At 55.3% G+C, this 18,848-nt stretch carries 17 protein-coding genes and 2 pseudogenes; 16 read left to right on the top strand and 3 right to left on the bottom strand.

All coding sequences use genetic code 11. The annotated features are described in order from the left end of the window. Positions 1 to 77: 77 nt before the first annotated feature. The 16 genes and pseudogenes from ACTIKR_RS10740 to ACTIKR_RS10815 all read left to right on the top strand — a co-directional run. Positions 78 to 368: pseudogene (locus ACTIKR_RS10740) on the top strand (3-oxoacyl-[acyl-carrier-protein] synthase III C-terminal domain-containing protein); the annotation flags it as partial. Positions 369 to 392: 24 nt separating this feature from the next. After that, positions 393 to 1,325 carry an ACP S-malonyltransferase gene (gene fabD, locus ACTIKR_RS10745; RefSeq protein ID WP_193087131.1) on the top strand — a complete coding sequence of 311 codons (933 nt, stop codon included), beginning with the start codon at positions 393 to 395 and terminating at the stop codon, positions 1,323 to 1,325. Positions 1,326 to 1,334: 9 nt separating this feature from the next. Continuing rightward, entirely contained in the window at positions 1,335 to 2,081 is a 747-nt protein-coding gene (fabG, locus tag ACTIKR_RS10750; RefSeq protein WP_193087130.1) for a 3-oxoacyl-ACP reductase FabG, read from the top strand. Between the two features lie 317 nt (positions 2,082 to 2,398). Continuing rightward, entirely contained in the window at positions 2,399 to 2,635 is a 237-nt protein-coding gene (gene acpP / locus ACTIKR_RS10755) for an acyl carrier protein (RefSeq protein ID WP_014750355.1), read from the top strand. 174 nt (positions 2,636 to 2,809) lie between these two features. Continuing rightward, complete coding sequence (gene fabF / locus ACTIKR_RS10760) at positions 2,810 to 4,039, top strand: beta-ketoacyl-ACP synthase II (protein WP_193087129.1); 1,230 nt, start codon at positions 2,810 to 2,812, stop codon at positions 4,037 to 4,039. A gap of 97 nt (positions 4,040 to 4,136) precedes the next feature. Beyond that, complete coding sequence (locus tag ACTIKR_RS10765; RefSeq protein ID WP_193087128.1) at positions 4,137 to 4,514, top strand: hypothetical protein; 378 nt, start codon at positions 4,137 to 4,139, stop codon at positions 4,512 to 4,514. Then, a complete protein-coding gene (gene rpoE / locus ACTIKR_RS10770) occupies positions 4,511 to 5,110 on the top strand; it encodes an RNA polymerase sigma factor RpoE (RefSeq protein ID WP_442327829.1) in 600 nt (199 codons plus the stop codon). Before ACTIKR_RS10765 ends, rpoE begins: the two co-directional genes overlap by 4 nt. Positions 5,111 to 5,120: 10 nt before the next feature. Then, the gene (locus ACTIKR_RS10775; protein WP_193087127.1) at positions 5,121 to 5,618 is read left to right on the top strand and encodes a sigma-E factor negative regulatory protein; all 498 of its coding nucleotides are present in this window, start codon (positions 5,121 to 5,123) and stop codon (positions 5,616 to 5,618) included. 116 nt (positions 5,619 to 5,734) lie between these two features. Then, positions 5,735 to 6,619: a MucB/RseB C-terminal domain-containing protein gene (locus tag ACTIKR_RS10780; RefSeq protein WP_193087126.1), complete on the top strand. Its 885-nt coding sequence runs from the start codon at positions 5,735 to 5,737 to the stop codon at positions 6,617 to 6,619. 19 nt (positions 6,620 to 6,638) lie between these two features. Next, positions 6,639 to 8,144 carry a DegQ family serine endoprotease gene (locus ACTIKR_RS10785; protein ID WP_193087125.1) on the top strand — a complete coding sequence of 502 codons (1,506 nt, stop codon included), beginning with the start codon at positions 6,639 to 6,641 and terminating at the stop codon, positions 8,142 to 8,144. 221 nt (positions 8,145 to 8,365) lie between these two features. Continuing rightward, entirely contained in the window at positions 8,366 to 10,159 is a 1,794-nt protein-coding gene (lepA, locus tag ACTIKR_RS10790) for a translation elongation factor 4 (RefSeq protein WP_193087124.1), read from the top strand. An 11-nt stretch (positions 10,160 to 10,170) separates the two neighbouring features. Next, on the top strand, positions 10,171 to 10,977 hold the full coding sequence (gene lepB, locus ACTIKR_RS10795; RefSeq protein ID WP_193087123.1) for a signal peptidase I: 807 nt from the start codon (positions 10,171 to 10,173) through the stop codon (positions 10,975 to 10,977). After that, complete coding sequence (gene rnc, locus ACTIKR_RS10800) at positions 10,977 to 11,729, top strand: ribonuclease III (protein ID WP_014750365.1); 753 nt, start codon at positions 10,977 to 10,979, stop codon at positions 11,727 to 11,729. The genes lepB and rnc overlap by 1 nt, the downstream gene beginning before the upstream one ends. Continuing rightward, on the top strand, positions 11,726 to 12,655 hold the full coding sequence (gene era / locus ACTIKR_RS10805) for a GTPase Era (protein ID WP_193087122.1): 930 nt from the start codon (positions 11,726 to 11,728) through the stop codon (positions 12,653 to 12,655). The genes rnc and era overlap by 4 nt, the downstream gene beginning before the upstream one ends. Further along, the gene (gene recO, locus ACTIKR_RS10810; RefSeq protein WP_193087121.1) at positions 12,648 to 13,235 is read left to right on the top strand and encodes a DNA repair protein RecO; all 588 of its coding nucleotides are present in this window, start codon (positions 12,648 to 12,650) and stop codon (positions 13,233 to 13,235) included. Before era ends, recO begins: the two co-directional genes overlap by 8 nt. 363 nt (positions 13,236 to 13,598) lie before the next feature. Beyond that, a complete protein-coding gene (locus ACTIKR_RS10815; RefSeq protein ID WP_193087120.1) occupies positions 13,599 to 15,296 on the top strand; it encodes a mucoidy inhibitor MuiA family protein in 1,698 nt (565 codons plus the stop codon). A 256-nt stretch (positions 15,297 to 15,552) separates the two neighbouring features. On the opposite strand, the gene ACTIKR_RS10820 is transcribed toward ACTIKR_RS10815, so the two are convergent. The 3 genes and pseudogenes from ACTIKR_RS10820 to ACTIKR_RS10830 all read right to left on the bottom strand — a co-directional run. After that, positions 15,553 to 16,539, bottom strand: coding sequence for a tripartite tricarboxylate transporter substrate binding protein BugD (locus tag ACTIKR_RS10820; RefSeq protein WP_442327830.1), 987 nt, complete (start codon positions 16,537 to 16,539; stop codon positions 15,553 to 15,555). Between the two features lie 657 nt (positions 16,540 to 17,196). Further along, positions 17,197 to 17,889, bottom strand: coding sequence for a Bax inhibitor-1/YccA family protein (locus ACTIKR_RS10825; RefSeq protein ID WP_193087118.1), 693 nt, complete (start codon positions 17,887 to 17,889; stop codon positions 17,197 to 17,199). Positions 17,890 to 18,011: 122 nt separating this feature from the next. Continuing rightward, positions 18,012 to 18,848 (bottom strand): annotated as a pseudogene (locus ACTIKR_RS10830) (hypothetical protein); the annotation flags it as partial.

Below are 18,848 nucleotides of genomic sequence, written 5' to 3' on the forward strand. Positions count from 1 at the left end.
CTTTTCAGGTCACCGGCTTCCTCGTCGTGCGCCTGGCTCGTAAGTAGGTCTACAAGTAACCTGACACGGGACAGTTTAAGGCGGGGCGCCAAGTCTGCGAGAAAGCAGGCGTTCAGATCAGCGAACTGGACTGGATGGTGCCGCATCAGGCCAATATCCGCATCATTGATTTCCTGGGACGCAAATTGGGCATCCCCGGCGAAAAAGTGGTTGCAACGGTGGGCGAACACGCCAATACCTCTGCTGCAAGCGTGCCGCTGGCCTTTGATGTGGCGCGTCGCGACGGTCGTATCAAAAAGGGTGATCTGGTTCTCATGCAAGGCGTGGGGGGCGGTTTTACCTGGGGCTCCGTTCTTGCCCGTATCTGAATTTTCACTTCAACACAGAAAACAATGAAACTCGCATTCGTATTTCCAGGACAGGGTTCGCAAACCGTCGGCATGCTTGCCGGATGGGCGGGCAACCCGACCATCGACGCTGCCATGCAGCGCGCATCCACGGCGCTGGGCCAGGATCTGGGCGCCCTTGTCGAGCAGGGACCTGCCGAAGAACTCAATCTGACTGTCAATACGCAGCCGGTCATGCTGGCCTGCAGTGTGGCCATGTATGATGCCTGGCGTCAGGCCGGCGGCTCGCAACCCGAGATCATGGCCGGACACAGTCTGGGCGAATACTCGGCCCTGACCGCGGCGGGCACGTTCTCGCTTGAAGATGCCGTGCGCCTGGTGCGCATTCGCGCCAGTGCAATGCAGGACGCTGTACCGGTGGGTACGGGCGGCATGGCGGCCATTCTGGGGCTGGATGACGAGACCGTACTCGCGGTATGTAGCGAAGCCAGCACAGATACCATTGTCGAAGCGGTCAATTTTAACGCACCGGCCCAGGTAGTGATTGCCGGGCACAAGGACGCGGTGCAGCGCGCCTGCGACCTGGCCAAGGCAAAAGGGGCCAAACGGGCGCTGCTGCTGCCGGTGTCCGCGCCATTTCACTCGCGGCTTCTTGAGCCGGCTGCTGCGGTGCTGCAACAGGCGCTTGGCGAACTGACGCTGAATATGCCCAGGGCAGAGATTATCAACAACGTCGATGTTGCAGTTGCCACCAGTACCCAGGCTATCGCCGATGCGCTGGTGCGTCAGGCCTGGCACCCGGTGCGCTGGGTGGAAACGGTCAGGGCCATGAAGGCTCGCGGCGTTACACACGTGGTGGAATGCGGTCCTGGCAAGGTGCTTGCCGGGCTGATCAAGCGTATCGAACCCGAGCTGGTGACGGTATCTGTCAATGATCAGACATCTCTGGATGCTGCGCTCGCTCAAATCAACGCATAAGGAACAGGCATGTCAGAACAGAAAGAACTTACGGGCCAGATTGCGCTGGTCACCGGGGCCAGCCGTGGCCTGGGCAAGGCAATCGCGCTTGAGCTGGCCAAACGCGGCGCCACCGTTGTGGGTACGGCTACATCTGAAGCAGGCGCGCAGGCCATCAGCGACATGCTTGCGAGCAATCAGGGTCGTGGCGTGGTGCTCAATGTGACAGATGCTGCCGCCTGCGATGCCTTGCTGGCCGAGCTGGGCAAAGAGGGAGGCCCTCATATTCTGGTCAATAATGCAGGTATTACACGCGATGGCCTGGCCATGCGCATGAAAGACGACGACTGGTCTGCTGTGATCGGCACCAATCTGGATTCGGTATTCCGGCTCTCGCGTGGCGTTCTGCGGGTTATGATGAAAGCGCGCGCCGGCCGCATCATCAACGTGACATCGGTGGTGGGATCTGCCGGTAACCCCGGACAGGCCAACTACGCGGCCGCCAAGGCCGGCGTGGCAGGAATGACGCGCGCATTGGCGCGCGAGCTAGGCAGCCGTAATATTACCGTTAACTGCGTGGCGCCTGGTTTTATCGATACCGATATGACGCGTGCCCTGGGCGAGGATCAGACCGCAGCCCTGCTGGGCCAGATTCCCCTGGGCCGCCTGGGCCAACCTGCCGACGTAGCCAATGCTGTTGCTTTTCTGGCAGGGCCTGGAGCAGGGTATATTACGGGTACAACGGTACATGTCAATGGCGGCATGTTCATGCAGTAAATCTGTTTTTCCTGCGGATCGGCTGGCTTGATCGCCCGCTTGTTCGCGCAGGATCCGGGCCTGTCATGCCCTTGAGCACCACTAGTCTGGCGAGCAGGGCAGGTAATTTGAGGCAGTCGGGTTCTTTTTCTTATACAGAGCTGAAATTTTACTAAAATGCAGGATACGTAAAAGAGCAGTTGTTTATTTTTAAACTGTGTTTTAGTTTTACTGTTTTCAGAAACCAGTTTCGCTAAAATATTTTTTTCACATAAAGCCTTTTGCAATCGGTTTGTAGTTGGCTAAAATAGCGGGATTTTCCCCCTTTGGAGATTTACATGGATAGCATCGAACAACGCGTCAAGAAGATCGTCGCAGAACAACTTGGTGTAAATGAAGCAGAAATTAAAAACGAGTCTTCATTTCTTGACGACCTGGGTGCAGATTCACTGGACATGGTTGAGTTGGTCATGGCACTTGAAGACGAGTTCGAAACAGAAATTCCTGACGAAGAAGCTGAAAAAATCACAACCGTTCAGCAGGCAGTCGACTATATCAACTCTCACAAAGGTTAATTTGTGCGAGTCAACCGGCGTGCGCGAGCCGCCGGTTGCAATAAAAAAAGCGGTTTTGGAAAGTGGCTCACGTCAATATCCCTTGCGATATGGGCGGTATAAACCTTTTCCAGACCCTTTTTTTATTTCAGGGTTTTGATTCATATTTACTTCAGTATAGGGTAGGAGCCAACCGTGAAAAGACGCGTTGTCATCACCGGACTGGGAATTGTATCCCCGGTCGGAAATACAGTACCGCAGGCCTGGGATAATATTGTCAACGGACGTTCCGGCATTGACCGTATCACACGCTTTGATGCCTCCGGGTTCAGTGCGCAGATTGCGGGCGAAGTCAAGGATTTCGACGTCACGCAGTATCTGTCGGCCAAAGAAGCCAAACAAATGGATACCTTTATCCATTACGGCATTGCTGCCAGTGTCGACGCCTGGAAAGATGCGGGTCTCACGGTTACTGAAGAGAACGCCGATCGCATTGGCGCCATCGTCAGTTCCGGTATCGGCGGGTTGCAGCGCATTGAAGAAACCCAGACTGAATACCTTGCAAAAGGTCCGCGCCGTATTTCCCCATTTTTTGTTCCTGCTTCCCTGATCAATCTGATTTCCGGCCAGGTTTCCATCATGCTCGGGCTTAAGGGACCAACCTATGCGGTGGTCTCTGCCTGCACAACTGGTCTGCACTCCATTGGCGATGCCTCCAGACTGATCGAATACGGCGATGCCGATGTGATGCTGGCCGGTGGCGCCGAAGCCACGGTGTCACCACTGGGTATTGGTGGTTTTGCTGCCATGCGCGCGCTGTCCACCCGTAACGACGATCCCCAGACGGCCTCTCGTCCCTGGGATGTCGATCGTGATGGCTTTGTGTTGGGTGAAGGGGCAGGGGTGTTGGTGCTTGAAGAATACGAACACGCCAAAGCCCGTGGCGCCCGCATCTATGGTGAATTTGCCGGCTATGGCATGAGTTCCGATGCGCATCATATCACTGCACCGGATCGTGACGGCCCCCGCCGCGGCGTTCTGAATGCCTTGAAGAACGGCAAGTTTAACGCAGACCAGGTTGACTACGTCAATGCCCATGGCACATCAACGCCACTGGGCGACAAGAACGAGACCGAGGCGCTCAAGCTGGCGCTGGGTGACCATGCCTATAAAACGGTCGTTAATTCGACCAAATCCATGACTGGCCATTTGCTGGGCGCTGCAGGCGGCATCGAAGCGGTCTTTACTACGCTGGCGGTGCATCATCAGGTATCGCCGCCCACGATCAACCTGATTAATCAGGACCCCGAGTGCGATCTGGACTACTGTGCCAATGTCGCTCGCGAAATGAAAATTGATGTGGCGCTGTCCAACTCTTTCGGATTTGGCGGCACCAACGGGTCCATGATTGTCAGACGGGTCTGATTTGCAGTACGAACTGAACCGGCACTGGCAGGCTCGACTCCATGTCGGGCAGCCCGGTTACATTACTGTTTGCCATCATGTCGTGGCAACCTTAGCCATGCTCTGTATTGCTGGTCCTCAGGCGGCTGTTCTGCTTGCGCTGCTCGCCCTGGCCGGCCGCAGGCATTTGGCTGGTCGCCGTGCCGGTAACAAACGTTTTGTTCAAATCGGGCCCGACGGTCACTATCGGCTTTTTCGCGGCGTCTCGCCGCCGGGCGCCATCGACGGCGACCTTCGCATCCTGCAACAATACTGGCAGGGACCTTTGTGGTTTACCCTGGTACTGCGCGATCCCTATTTCCCTCATTCTCGTCCTGATATCGTGACGGTCTGGGCATCTGGCCAGCAGCCTGATGCCTGGCGGCGTTTCTGTGTGCTGGTGCACTCTGCCCAATGGGCACATGCGCAGGATGTCGCCGCAAGGATCGCAATATGAGTGAGCGCGACGTTGACTGGGAGCTGGTACAGCGGGTTCAGAAGGGTGACAAAAAGGCCTTTGACCTGTTGGTCCTGAAATATCAGCGCAAGATCATGGGGCTGCTGGCCCGCATGATCGGCAGTCATAGCGAAGTTGAGGACATCGCGCAGGAAACGTTTATCAAGGCCTATCGCGCGATCCCGCAGTTTCGCGGGGAAAGCGCGTTTTATACCTGGTTGTACCGGATTGCCATCAATACCGCCCGTAACTGGCTATCTTCTTCGGACCGCAAGTTGAGCTATCCGGATTCGTTGGAAAATAAAGATGGTGAAACTTTTTCTCATTCAGACAATCTTATAGATATTGCCACGCCTGAATCGAGCATGGTAACGCAGGAAATCGTCCAGACTGTCAACGACGCGATCGAAACATTGCCCGAAGACCTGCGCATGGCAATTGTGCTAAGAGAACTGGAAGGCCTGAGTTACGAAGAAATAGCACAGGCTATGGCCTGCCCGGTTGGTACGGTACGCTCCCGTATATTCCGTGCACGGGAAGCCATCGCGGCGAAGCTCAAACCTGTCCTGGGACAGGCCATGGATCGCCGTTGGTAAGGAATATATAATGGAAAACACACGAACTCCTCCTGCGATCGATTGGAATGAATCCATCTCCGAAATGGTGGATGGTGAATGCGATGCCTTTGACGCGTCCAGAATCGATACGCCCTATGGTCGCCAGACCTGGGATGCCTATCATCTGATTGGCGACGTGATGCGCAACGAGCATCTGGCCATCAAGCCCTCCGATCTGTTCAATGCCCGCATAAGCAAGCTGATCGCGGCCGAACCGACCCATCACGCCGCACCGGCGCGTGGCTATCTGCGCTGGGGTGCCTCCGGCATTGCCGCTGCAGCGGCCGTGGCTGCGCTAGTATGGTTCAATGACCCTTTCCAGGGGGACATTGCACCACCTGCGCCGCCAACGCTTGCCGCCAGCCAATCGGCGGCACCGGCCGATATTCCGCAGAACGACTTTGACGATTACGTTGCAGCGCACAGCCAAATGGTAGGCGCCTATCCGGTTCGCCGAATTTCGTATGAAATCGGGGATGTGCAGTGATCGGACAGGACAGGCCGCTTTTTACTTGCAGACGTTCTCATTGCGTCATGCTGGCCGTATGCTGGGCCATCTTCCCCTGTCTGCCGGCGTATGCAGCAACGCCCGTGCAGTTACTTATGCAAATCCAAAAAGCGGCGGAATCCACCGACTACAGCGGTACGTTCCTATATCAGCAGGGCAATGTCATGATTACCTCAAGGGTAACGCATGTCGTTGACGGCGAAGGCGTCAAGGAGCGTCTGGAGGTGCTCGACGGCGATGCGCAGGAATACCTGCGCAACAACAACGTTGTGGAAAGCCTGATACCCGCCCGCAAAATGGTGATTGTGGATAAGCCACGCAAGGATCGTTTTCCTGCGTTATTACTTGGCCCGATCGACAATCTTGAAAAGTATTACGAAATCCGGGCGCAGAACGACAGCACGCGCGTTGCCGGTCGTCCCTGCGATATGATCGAAGTACACCCCCGGGTTCAGGACCGTTATGGCTATCGGTTTTGCGCTGATGAAAAATCCCGGCTGTTGCTCAAGTCGCAGACTGTGAATGAGCAGGGTACCGTGATTGAGCAGGTGACGTTCACGGGTCTGTCGGTGGGCAGCAACGTGGACACTGCTAATCTGAAATCTGCATTTGATTACGCGCAATGGAAGCGTGTGGAGCACAAGCCTGTGGCGGTGGATCTGCCGCTGGAAGGCTGGCGAATCCGGTACCCAGCAGGTTTTGCGCCCATCATGAGCATCGTTCGTCCGAAAGGAACTAAAGAGAACGTAAAGCAACTAATACTTACAGACGGTCTGTCTTCCATCTCGGTATTTATCCAGAAAGTAAAGGATTCTGAAAAAACCTTTAATAATCAAGGAGATGCCAGGGTTGGTTCGATGAATGTATTCCGTCAGCGGGTCGACGATTACTGGCTTACCGCCATCGGCGCGATCCCTCTGGCGACACTTAAAGACCTGGCCGTTTCTACAAAATTCATTCAACCTGTTTCAAAACAGTAAATACTGAAAAGGGCTACTCATGAATAACAAGGTCAAAAAACCGCTACAGACCGCTATCGTCGCGGCAATGATCGGACTGGGCAGTGCGACTGTGTTGCTACCGTATACCGGCATGGCGCAGAATGCGCCTGCGGCGCCCGTGCCGACCTCGACCGCCGTGACTGCGCTGCCTGACTTTACCTCTATTGTGGCGGCAACCGAAAATGCCGTGGTCAACATTCGCACCATGGAAAAGATATCGTCGCGTCCGACACAGGGCTTTGGCCCGGGCGACAGCCCCGAGGATCTGTTCCGCTTTTTCTTTGGCCCTGATTTCATGCCGCCGCGCGATCGTGGCCCACGATCGGACCGCTCGCCTCGCGGCGAAGGTGAAGAGCGCAGCGTACCGCGCGGCGTGGGATCAGGCTTCATTATCTCCAAAGACGGCTACATCATGACCAATAATCACGTGGTCGATGGCGCCTCAAAAATCACGGTGACCATGAACGATGGCCGGGAATATCAGGCCAAAGTGATCGGTACCGACAAACGTACCGATATTGCGCTTATTAAGATTCAGGCAGAGAACCTGCCCTTGCTGAAAATCGGCGACTCCAACACGCTGAAAAAAGGGCAGTGGGTATTGGCTATTGGTTCACCCTTTGGACTGGATTCCACGGTGACTTCCGGTATTGTGAGCGCCATCAACCGTGATACGGGTGAATACCTGCCGTTTATCCAGACCGATGTTGCGGTCAACCCCGGTAATTCCGGTGGACCGCTGATCAATTTGTCCGGCGAAGTGGTGGGCATTAACTCGCAGATCATCTCACAAAGTGGTGGATTCATGGGTATTTCCCTGTCTATCCCGATCGACGAAGCCATGCGTGTGGTTGAGCAACTGAAGACCACCGGCAAGGTTACCCGTGGTCGTATTGGCGTGCAGATTGGCGAAGTAAGCGAAGAGGTTGCCAAGGCCATTGGCCTGCCCAAGGCCGCCGGCGCACTGGTCAGCAATGTCGAGCAGGGTGGCCCCGCTGACAAGGCCGGTGTTCAGGCAGGCGATGTCATCACCAAGTTCAATGGCTCAGAGGTGAAAAAATGGTCCGATCTGCCACGCCTGGTAGGACAGACCAAACCCGAATCAGACTCCTCGCTGGAAGTCTGGCGCCGTGGTAAATACGAGACATTGAAGGTCAGGATCGCGGAAATACCAAGCTCGCCGTCTGACACCGCAAATAGCAACGAGCCCCAGGAGCATGCAGGCAGTGCCGATCGCCTGGGCCTGGTGGTAGAACCCGTTCCGTCTTCGCTGCAAAGCCGCATGCGCATCAGGGGCGGAGTCCTGGTCAAGGACGTCAAGGGTGCCGCGCTGGAAGCCAGCATCCAGCCGGGTGACGTGATTCTTGCGCTGAACAACCAGGATGTGAAGGATGTTCAGCATTTCCGCGAAATCGTGGGCAAGCTTGAAAAAGGCAAGGCAGCGGCCCTGCTGGTACGGCGTGACAATTTAACGCAGTGGGTACCTGTAACACCTGCAAAATAAGGCTACAATACGATATGCAGGCCAAGGGGCGCTTCATGCGCCCCTTTTTTTGAGTCTGAACCGCTGTGACAGGCCAGCTCGCGACATGTCCGAGCCCGACCGCAGTCCGGGTGCAGGCTCTGCAGCCAAACCATTCCCGATGCCGCTGGCATCCTTACTGTGGTGGAACAGGCGTGCGTACTCTTTCGAGTCTGCGCCAGCACTGCACTTTTGCGCTTTTTATGCAACATATACGTAATTTCTCGATTATTGCCCATATTGATCACGGCAAATCCACACTCGCGGACCGCCTTATTCACCGTTGCGGCGGACTGGCAGACCGCGAGATGTCCAAGCAGGTTCTCGACTCCATGGATATCGAACGGGAGCGGGGCATCACGATCAAGGCCCAGACCGCCGCACTGCATTACAAGGCGCGCGATGGCAAAATCTACAACCTGAACCTGATCGATACGCCGGGACATGTGGACTTCTCCTATGAGGTCAGTCGGTCTTTATCCGCCTGTGAAGGCGCATTGCTGGTGGTGGATGCCACCCAGGGGGTAGAGGCGCAAACCGTCGCGAACTGTTATACCGCCATCGAGCTGGGTGTTGAAGTGATACCGGTGCTCAATAAAATGGATCTGCCATCGGCCGAGCCTGAAGAAGCACGCCAGGAAATCGAAGACGTCATCGGTATTGACGCCAGCGACGCCATCAAGGCCAGTGCCAAGACCGGCGTGGGCATTGACGAAATTCTGGAAATGATCGTGGCCAAAGTGCCACCACCGGTCGGTAACGTCGATGAACCTTTGCAGGCCCTGATTATCGATTCCTGGTTCGACAATTACGTCGGCGTGGTCATGCTGGTGCGGATCAAGAACGGGGTCTTGCGGCCCAAGGACAAGGTTCTGTTCATGGCAACCGGTGCAACCCACCTGTGTGAACAGCTAGGTGTGTTTGCCCCCAAATCAGAACCACGCGCGTTGCTCTCAGCAGGCGAAGTCGGCTTTGTCATTGCCGGTATCAAGGAATTGGCCGATGCCAAGGTAGGCGACACCATTACCCTTGCCGGCAAGCGGGCCAGCACGCCGCTGCCGGGTTTCAAGGAAGTCAAGCCGCAGGTGTTTGCCGGCCTGTATCCTGTGGAAAGCAGCGAATATGACCAGTTGCGCGACTCGCTTGAAAAATTGCGCCTGAACGATTCCTCGCTCATGTTCGAACCCGAGGTTTCGCAGGCGCTGGGCTTTGGCTTTCGCTGCGGCTTCCTGGGGCTGTTGCACATGGAAATCGTGCAGGAACGGCTTGAACGTGAGTTCGACATGGACATCATCACCACCGCGCCGACGGTGGTCTATGAGGTTGAACGCAACGATGGCGAAATACTGACCATCGAAAGTCCGTCCCGCATGCCCGAAGTCGGTCAGATTACCGACATCCGCGAGCCTGTTGTTTCGGTGACGCTGTTCATGCCGCAGGAATATGTCGGTGCGGTCATTACATTGTGTATTGCCAAGCGCGGCAACCAGATCAATATGAGCTATCACGGCCGTCAGGTGCATCTGGTTTATGAAATTCCGTTGGCCGAAATCGTGCTCGATTTCTTTGACCGGCTCAAGTCCGTATCGCGCGGCTATGCGTCCATGGACTACGAGTTTCTGGAGTATCGTTCTGCCGACGTGGTGCGGGTCGATCTGCTAATCAATAATGAGCGGGTCGATGCTTTGTCCATGATCGTGCACCGCGCCAATGCCCGCTATCGCGGTCGCGAAGTCGTATCGAAAATGCGCGGCCTGATCCCGCGCCAGATGTTCGACGTTGCGATTCAGGCGGCCATTGGTGCGGAAATTATTGCACGTGAAAACGTGAAGGCGCTGCGCAAGAACGTGCTCGCCAAGTGTTATGGCGGAGATATTTCGCGTAAGAAAAAACTGCTGGAAAAACAAAAAGCAGGCAAGAAGCGGATGAAACAGGTGGGCAGTGTGGAAATTCCACAAGAAGCGTTCCTGGCCATTCTCCAGGTTGAAGATAAATAAGGAAGTAGAAGATGAATTTTGCATTGATCCTGTTTGTATTGCTGGTGATCACAGGCCTGGTAAAGCTGCTGGATGTCCTTGTTTTTCGCAAGCGGCGTGTGGCCGAGTATGGCCAGGACGAGCAGGCACACCGCCCCTGGTGGATCGAGTACTCGCTGAGCTTTTTCCCTGTCATCCTGTTTGTCTTTGTCCTGCGTTCGTTTCTCTTTGAGCCATTCCGGATTCCGTCAGGATCCATGCTGCCGACACTGCAGAACGGCGACATGATTTTGGTGAACAAATTTACTTATGGCATCCGCCTGCCCATCATCGATCAGAAAATTATGTCGATCAATACGCCGCAACGTGGCGACGTGATGGTGTTTCGCTATCCCGTCAATCCCGATATGGATTTCATCAAACGGGTAGTTGGTGTACCGGGCGACGAGGTAGTCTATCAAAACAAACGCCTGAGCATCAACGGGCAAACCGTGCCAATCACCCGTATTGGGCCTTATGTGAATCCATCACAGCAAAGCGGCACGCCAGACGCGCTTGAAGAAAAGCTGGGTGAACATGAACACGCTATTCTGAATATGCCGGGCATGGGCGCGCTGCTTGGTATGACAAAGTTCCCGGGCAGGGAAAACTGCGAATATAAGGGCACGGATTTTCGCTGCAAGGTGCCCGAAGGCCAGTACTTTGTGATGGGTGATAACCGGGACAACAGCGAGGACAGTCGATACTGGGGCTTTGTGCCTGACCGCAATATCGTGGGCAAGGCATTTTTCATATGGATGAACTTTGGCGATCTGAGTCGCATTGGTTCCTTTAAGTGATGAACCTTTCAAGATTGGAACGACTGCTCGGGTATCAATTCAAGGACCAGCGCTTGCTGGTTCAGGCGCTCACGCATCGCAGCCACAGTGCGACGCACAATGAGCGGTTCGAATTCCTGGGCGATTCCATCCTTAATTTCACTGTGGCGGCGATTCTGTTTCATCGATTGCAGCGCGAGGATGAAGGGGATTTGTCCCGGATCCGTGCCAGTCTGGTTAAGCAGGCCACCCTGGCCGATATTGCACACCGACTTGAACTGCCGCAATTTTTGCGGCTGGGCGAAGGCGAACTCAAGAGTGGGGGATTTCGTCGTCCTTCGATACTGGCTGATGCACTGGAGGCGATTTTTGCCGCGGTCTATCTGGACAGCGATGTACCATCGGTGCAGGCAGTGATTGAGGGGCTGTATACGCCGTTGCTCGACTCGGTTGACTTCAATACCCTGGGTAAAGACGCCAAAACCCTGTTGCAGGAAGTGTTGCAGGGCCGCAAGTTTGCTCTGCCTGTGTATAACGTTGTCGCCACCAGTGGTGCGGCTCATGACCAGCAGTTCGAGGTCGAATGCTTTATTGCTGAGCTGGATATGCGTAGTCAGGCCAGCGGCAGCAGCCGTCGTGCAGCCGAACAGGCCGCTGCGCGCAAAATGCTGGATGCCCTGGAAAAGGTATTGCCCAAAGGCAGCGCCAAAAAGCGAGTGCGCAAGGTCGCGCAACTGACCTTGCCGGTCGCGGTCGAACAGGAGAAAAAATGAGTCAGGAACCTATTGCGCCAATCGAAGGTGACGGTACGCAAGGCAGCCCGTCAAAAACCGGCTTTGTCGCGGTCGTCGGACGTCCCAACGTGGGCAAGTCCACGCTGACCAACGCGCTGATCGGCAGCAAGATCTCTATTGTATCGCGCAAGGCGCAAACCACCCGGCACCGGATTCATGGCGTGCTCACGCGTGACAACACCCAGTTTGTATTTGTTGACACGCCAGGCTTTCAGACCCGCCATGGCGGGACGATGAACCGCATGATGAACCGGGTTGTCACACAGGCGCTGGGCGATGTGGATGTGATCGTTCATGTGGTCGAGGCGGGCAAATGGTCTGCCGGCGACGAGCAGATTGTGCCTTTGTTGCCGGTATCGAAAAAATGCATTCTGGCCGTCAGTAAAATCGATACGCTCAAGAACAAGAATGACCTGTTCGATTTCGTCGGTCGTATCATGGGCAAGTTCGCCTACGACGCCGTGGTGCCGGTCAGTTCAGTCAAAGGCGTGCAGCTCGATACCTTGCTGGCCGAGATTGAACAGCGTCTGCCCGAAGGCGAGTTCATGTTTGAAGAAGACGCGCTTACTGACAGGCCAATCCGGTTTATCGCGGCTGAACTGATTCGCGAGAAAATCTTCCGCCTGGTAGGCGATGAGTTGCCCTACGCATGTACCGTGGTCATTGAGCAATGGGACGAGGATGAGAATGCGGCGCGCATTGCCGCATGTGTAGTGGTGGAGCGCGACAGCCACAAGCCGATTTTGCTGGGCGCCAAAGGCACCCATATGAAACGCATCGCCACTGAGGCCCGCCAGGATATTTCTGCCTTGCTGGATAAGCCGGTATTTCTTGAAATTTACATCAAAGTGCGCAAAGGCTGGTCGGAAAAGGAAAGTGCCCTGCGCGATCTGGGCTATGAGTAAGCGTGGCAGCCGAGTACAGGATGCCAGTGCCTATCTGTTGCAGGCCACTGCCTGGAGCGAGTCCTCACTGATTGCCCGGCTGTTTGCACGCGATTACGGTGTCGTGACTGTGGTCGCCAAAGGGGCCAAGCGGCCGTATTCGGTGCTGCGCCCGGTCCTGTCGGCATTCGAGCCATTGCTGGTGTCCTGGTCGGGGCAGGGCGAGGTCAAAACACTTACCCGCGCCGAGCTGGCCGGCCTGCATGGCCTGACCGGCAAATCCCTGATGTCGGCCTGGTATATGAATGAGCTGTTGATTCGTATGCTGCCCGGTGAAGACGCGCATCCCCAGTTGTTTGATGCCTACTGTGAGGCTTTGCAGCAACTTGCCATCGGCGAACGTGCTTCAGGCTCATTGCGACGTTTTGAATGGACTTTGCTGCAGGAAACCGGCTATGGCGTTGCGGGTGGCCGTCCGGACTTTGACGAGCCTGCCGCCGAACCTGGCTTGCGCCGCATGCTGCGCGAACGCATTGACGAACACCTCGAAAAAAAACCGCTGATGACGCGAAACGTATTGTTGTCGCTTAAACAGTATTAAATCTTGGCGCGCTTCGATCAAGCCAATCAAATCGCCACGCCAGCCTCATGATGATGCGTCGTTGCCTTTTGTGCATATTCTCTACGTTTTCTTATCTTCCTTTCCTGCTCTCGTCATATAGCCCATTCTTCGGCTTCCGACTTCTCGTTCTCCTGATCTTCCCAATCTCCGGGCCTTCAATGGCGCTCGCTCTGGTGTCTTCCCTGCCACGACATTCGGCATTGGCAATAGCCTGTAAACCTTGCTTATCGTCGGCGGCACAAGGGGATGATGACTCAATTACATATGCGATTTGGCTGCGGCTTGACCGCGATTGGCGTTAACCTCGGTTATTATTTCAAATAAGACTTCGGGAGAGCATTTATGAGCGAACAACCTTTTCAGTGGAACCGCCCACGTGAACGTAACACCGGTCGCGCAGCCTGTCCGGATTACGAGCTGCGCAAGCAGATCGTTGCCGGCACGCTGCTGCTGACGATGTATTTGCCGCTCGCGTTTGCCGACACACTCGATGCCGAGTCTCGCATTGAAAAAGTGACGGTATACCCGGATCGCGCGCTGGTATATCGTGTGGCAAGCCAGGACATTTCGGCCGGCGAACATGAATTGGTCTTTGCCAATCTCCCGGCTGAGGTAGATGAAAATTCGCTGCAGTTCAATGCCAATGCATCAGGTGCTGGCGTGCAGATTATGCGTGTTTCCAGCACACCGGATATCCGTCAAACAAGTGCACCGGCCGGGGTCAATGAAATGGCCGATCAGATTGATGCACTGGAGCAGCAGATTGCCCGGCTGGAGGATCAGATCAAGGTAGACGACAACCAGATCAGTTTCATCCGCAATTACCAGAACGGGCACAGCGTGCAGATCCGGGACGTTCCGCCGCTGTCGCAGGATGCATTTGTCGGCCTGATGTCATTTACCGGTGAGCACCTGGTCAAGGCTATGCAAACGCGGCGTGGCCATATGCAGGAAAAGGAGCAGTTGCTGGCCCGCCTCAAAGTGCTGGCGCAACGCAAAGAGCAACTGACTCAAAGCGCTGACAACGAAACGCGTAAAGTTGTGGTGACGCTGCGCGCTGCCGAGCCCGCGACCATCAATAGTGTTCTGAGTTATGTGGTTGCCGGCGCTGCCTGGTCGCCTGTATATGATGCACGATATGACTCCAATACAGGAAAACTCTCCCTGAATTACTTTGGTCAGATCAGCCAGAATACCTCCGAAGACTGGTCGAATGTAGCCATTACGCTATCTACCGCGCAGCCGGTAACCGGTGTTTCATTGCCGCAGTTGCAGCCGTGGCGGGTGGATGTTGCAGCGCCGCCTGTACCGGCCCCGGTCGCGCGAATGAGAGCCCGTCAATCAGAATTAGCAGCCGGCGCAGCGCCGGCGATGGAGATGGCGGATGCGGCAAGCTATGTGCCGGCAAATGCCCAGACCAGCGCAACCAACACGACCTTCGAGGTGCCTGGCAAGCAGACAGTCAAAACGGGCGGTCAGCAACAGCGTGTGCCACTGGCCTCTTTGACGGAAACGGCCGAGCTGTCCTATGAACTCGTTCCATCCGAAGCGCCCGCAGTATTTGCAACAGTAAAAATAAACAACGAAAAAGACTTTCCTTTGCTGGCTGGTAACGTCAATGCCTTTTTTGATAATGAATTCATTGCGGCATCTGACATGGAGACCGTTTTTCCCAAAGAGCAACTGGAACTGGCAATGGGCGCGGATCAGGCCATTTCGGTCAAGCGTGAGCCGCTGCAGCGGTTTACCGAGTCCACCGGCCTGACCGGCAGCGGTACTCGCCTGACTTACGAGTACAAAACCATCATTCGTAATAACCGTAAGCAGCCCGTTCAGTTGATATTACATGACCGGTTTCCGGTCTCAGGCGATGAGAAAATTGATATCAAGCGGCTCGAACCGAGCGGCAGTGGTATCGCGCTCAAGGGTGATGGCCGTTATGAGCAGAAGCTGGCTCTGGAGGCCGGAGAGGAGCGCACAGTACTCTTGAAATTCTCCGTCCAGTATCCGAAGAGCCTGGATGTGAGCGGACTGCCATGACGGCTATTGTCGGCGGTCATGATTGGATCCGATCATTTATCGCACGAGGTTATAACAGCTTTTGCAGTGAACCCTGGCGCTACCTCGAAGGTCATTGCGAGCACCTCGGTTCGCAAGCGCTGTTGTAAATAAAAAAAGCCGGAGATCAGACTCCGGCTTTGTCGGAAGCGGGGCAGATCCCGCTTCTACAGTGCAACCGTACTAGCCTTGAGCGCAACGCGACGGTTGCGTGTGGTGGGCCAGCCTGCATGGACCTTTATTGAGGCTTGACGCCTGCTTTCTTGAAGAGCTCGGCCCAGACGGGCATTTGCTCTTTCACTTTGGCGTCCAGCGCCTCTGGGGTTGCCTGTTCTGTTAGGATCGTGGCGCCCAGTGCATCCATGCGTTCCTTGAATTTCGGGCTGGCCAAGCCGTCTTTCAGTGCAGACTGCAATTTGGCAACAATGTCATCCGGTGTTTTGGCGGGTACCCACATACCGTGCCAGATACCAACGTTGAAATCCTTGAAGCCTTCTTCCTGCATGGTTGGCAGATCGGGCAACTGGGCATTGCGTTTTTCGCTGGTAATGGCATAAGCCTTGACCGTTTTGGCCTTGATATGCTGGGTCGTGTTGGTGGTCTGGTCGCATAGCAGATCAACTTGTTTGCCCAGCAGATCATTCATTGCCGGAGCAGCGCCTTTATATGGCACGGTCAGCAGTTTTACGCCAAGGGCGTCCATCAACATGGTGCCGCAAAGGTGGCTGGCGGCCCCTACACCCGCATTGGCCAAGGTGACCTTGTCCTGATTGGCTTTCAGATACTCAATCAGTTCTTTCATATTGTTTGCCGGAAAGTCGGCGCGGGCCACTAGTGTCATCGGTACGTCGACCACCAGGCCAACAGGTCGGAAACTTTTTTCGGGATCGTAACCGAGTCGCTTGTACAAAGATGGCGCTGTAGAAAAGCCGATGTGCATGAGCAGGATGTCGTAACCGTCAGGTTTGGCATTGGCGACCTGCGTTGTACCGATCGTGCCGCCGGCGCCGGCCTTGTTTTCGATCACAACCGTTTGCCCAAGGGATTTTTGCATTGCTTCACCCAGAGAACGGGCGACGTTATCGGTTGGACCGCCCGCGGTAAACGGAATAATCATGGAGACGGGATGGTCAGGATAATCGGCAGCCATGGCGGTGCCTGCGGATAAGGCGAAGGCGAGTGCAATATTGCCGAACAGGCGGGCATTTTTCAGAGTGTGTAACATTTGGTTCCTGTATTTTGTTTATTGATTTGAAATCGCTGCGGACGAGCTACCGCTCGAGTCTATTCAGGTTATTGGAAGCCGTCACTACATAATTACCCTTAAATCGCTGAAAGTAGCGCGAAAATGACGATTCGATGCGTTGTCGACACACCGCCAGCCACGCGGGAAGACGCGTTATCAGGCTCTTTCTGCGCCTCTTATAGGTGTGAGGTGATAAGAGACTGGACAGTTGGCTCAGAATGTCAATAACTGTTAAGACAAAATGATTATTAAAACAATAAAGTCCCGGGTGGGCATTTACGCTAGCCGGGGAGGCCAGTCCGCACATTGCCTGCCTCATGAGAAATAATGCACGCGCATCCTGTTCTATGAGCGCATCTCTATGTACAAGGCTTGCAGTACAGAGCGGTTCACTGCAAGAGCATCTCACCATATAGAGCGCATCAGCCCGTACATGAAGTATCTCGCTGCAGCACATCTCATAGAAGCTCGCTGCACCAACAAGTGCCCCCAGCACGAGTACATTTTGACCGGCAAGGAAAAACCGCTATCACGGTTGCGCGTGGTAGCGGTTTTTGTTGCTTTGCCCGGTTGCCCGGGACCGGCGGCCTTTATGGATGGGTAATACCTGCGCCTTGCTGATCGCAGGCCTGGCAATTATTCGCGGCTGCCGCCGAATATGCCCAGCAGGGCCAGCAGATTAGCGAACACGTTATAGATGTCCAGGTAAATGGCCAGCGTTGCCGAAATATAGTTGGTTTCGCCGCCATTGACAACGCGCTGTACATCCACCAGCATGAAGGCCGAGAAGATCACCACAGCCAGGATGGAAATGGTCAGGACCAGTGCCGGAATCTGCAGGAAGATATTGGCTACGGCTGCCAGCAGCAGTACGATCGCGCCAATGAACAGCGTTTTCTGCATGCCAGTGAAGTCGCGCTTGCTAGTAGTGGCAATGGTCGCCATCGCACCGAAGATGACTGCGGTACCGCCGAAGGCGAGCATGATCAATTGCGCGCCGTTACGGAAATCGAGGACGTAACCGATCAGGCGCGACAGCATCATGCCCATGAAAAATGTAAACAACAGCAGCAGACCAACGCCCAGCGAACTGTTCTTGTTTTTTTCTATGGCGAACATCAAGCCGAAGGCGCCTACCAGAAAGACAATAGTGGAAATGCCCGGGGCGAGCATCGCATTCAGATTCAGTTGCAATGCGAGGGCTGCGCCCAGCACGGTGGGAATAAGGGAAGCGGCAAGCAACCAGTAAGTATTGCGCAATACACGATTGCGCACCACCTGGCCGGGTGCGTAGCCTTCCTGGGGTAGAGTCTGGCGCAAGTCAGTCATGGTCTCTCCAATAACAAGTCAATTTTTATGAATTTCAGTATACATCAGACTGCAATTTAATCTGACAGTTCCCTGAATTTTACCTGAAATGCGAAAAATTCAACAGCCGTTGTCAGTCGTTATCAATGGTCGTGCCGATACTTGGCGATAATTTCCGGGATCTCTTCCAGCAGACGCCGCTTCAGATATTCATGGGATTCGTCCAGCAGTTCTGTTACCAGCGCGTCAATTTCCGCCTGCATGTCTGCTGCCGGATCCGACAGCCGGGGCACTGCGGGTGCCGCCGTGGCGGCCAGGGCGTCGGGACGGGATGGCGCCCGAAACAGCGACGCATCAAATGAGGGCCGACCGGCTGTTGGCTGGATTCTGTTCAGCGTAAAATCGGCCTGTGCCGCCTGGCTAAATGCGTCGTTTTCGTCATCTGACCAGACATACAATTCCGGTTTGCTGTGATGGCCCTGGGCACCGCGGGCCGTATTCAGAAACGGCGCATAATCGTCTGGTGTTGGGTGTCCCGGGAACGCGGATGGCGATGCGGGCGTGCCGCCTGCACCGGATAGGGGCGAAGACGAAAGTGAGGTGGCGGCGAAGGCGGGTGCTGCGTCTGATTGGCCTGCTGCTCGCGCTGTGGATGCAATGCTGCCTTGTGGTGAACTGCCCATAGCCGATTGGTCGCCCTCGGGTTGCCATCGGTAAGGCGCGCCGGGAACCTGCGTGCCTAAATAGGGTTGTTCGGCAGGCTGGGTGTTCAGACCACGATCAGGCGGCAGCGGCGTGCTGGCAGCGGACGATGGGTCTGCTGCTTGGGCCACTGCCTGTGCTGAGGCCGGTCTCGCATGGCGCGATTCATCCTGCCGCCCGAGGTTGATCCCGCCGCCCGCCGCAGACTGGCTTGCCGGATGTGGCGCTGGTGTGGGCCGGGGTGACGTTGAAGATCCAAATGGAGGCACTTGCGCAGG

The organism is Advenella sp. (assembly GCF_052108595.1).
GTDB lineage: Bacteria > Pseudomonadota > Gammaproteobacteria > Burkholderiales > Burkholderiaceae_B > Advenella.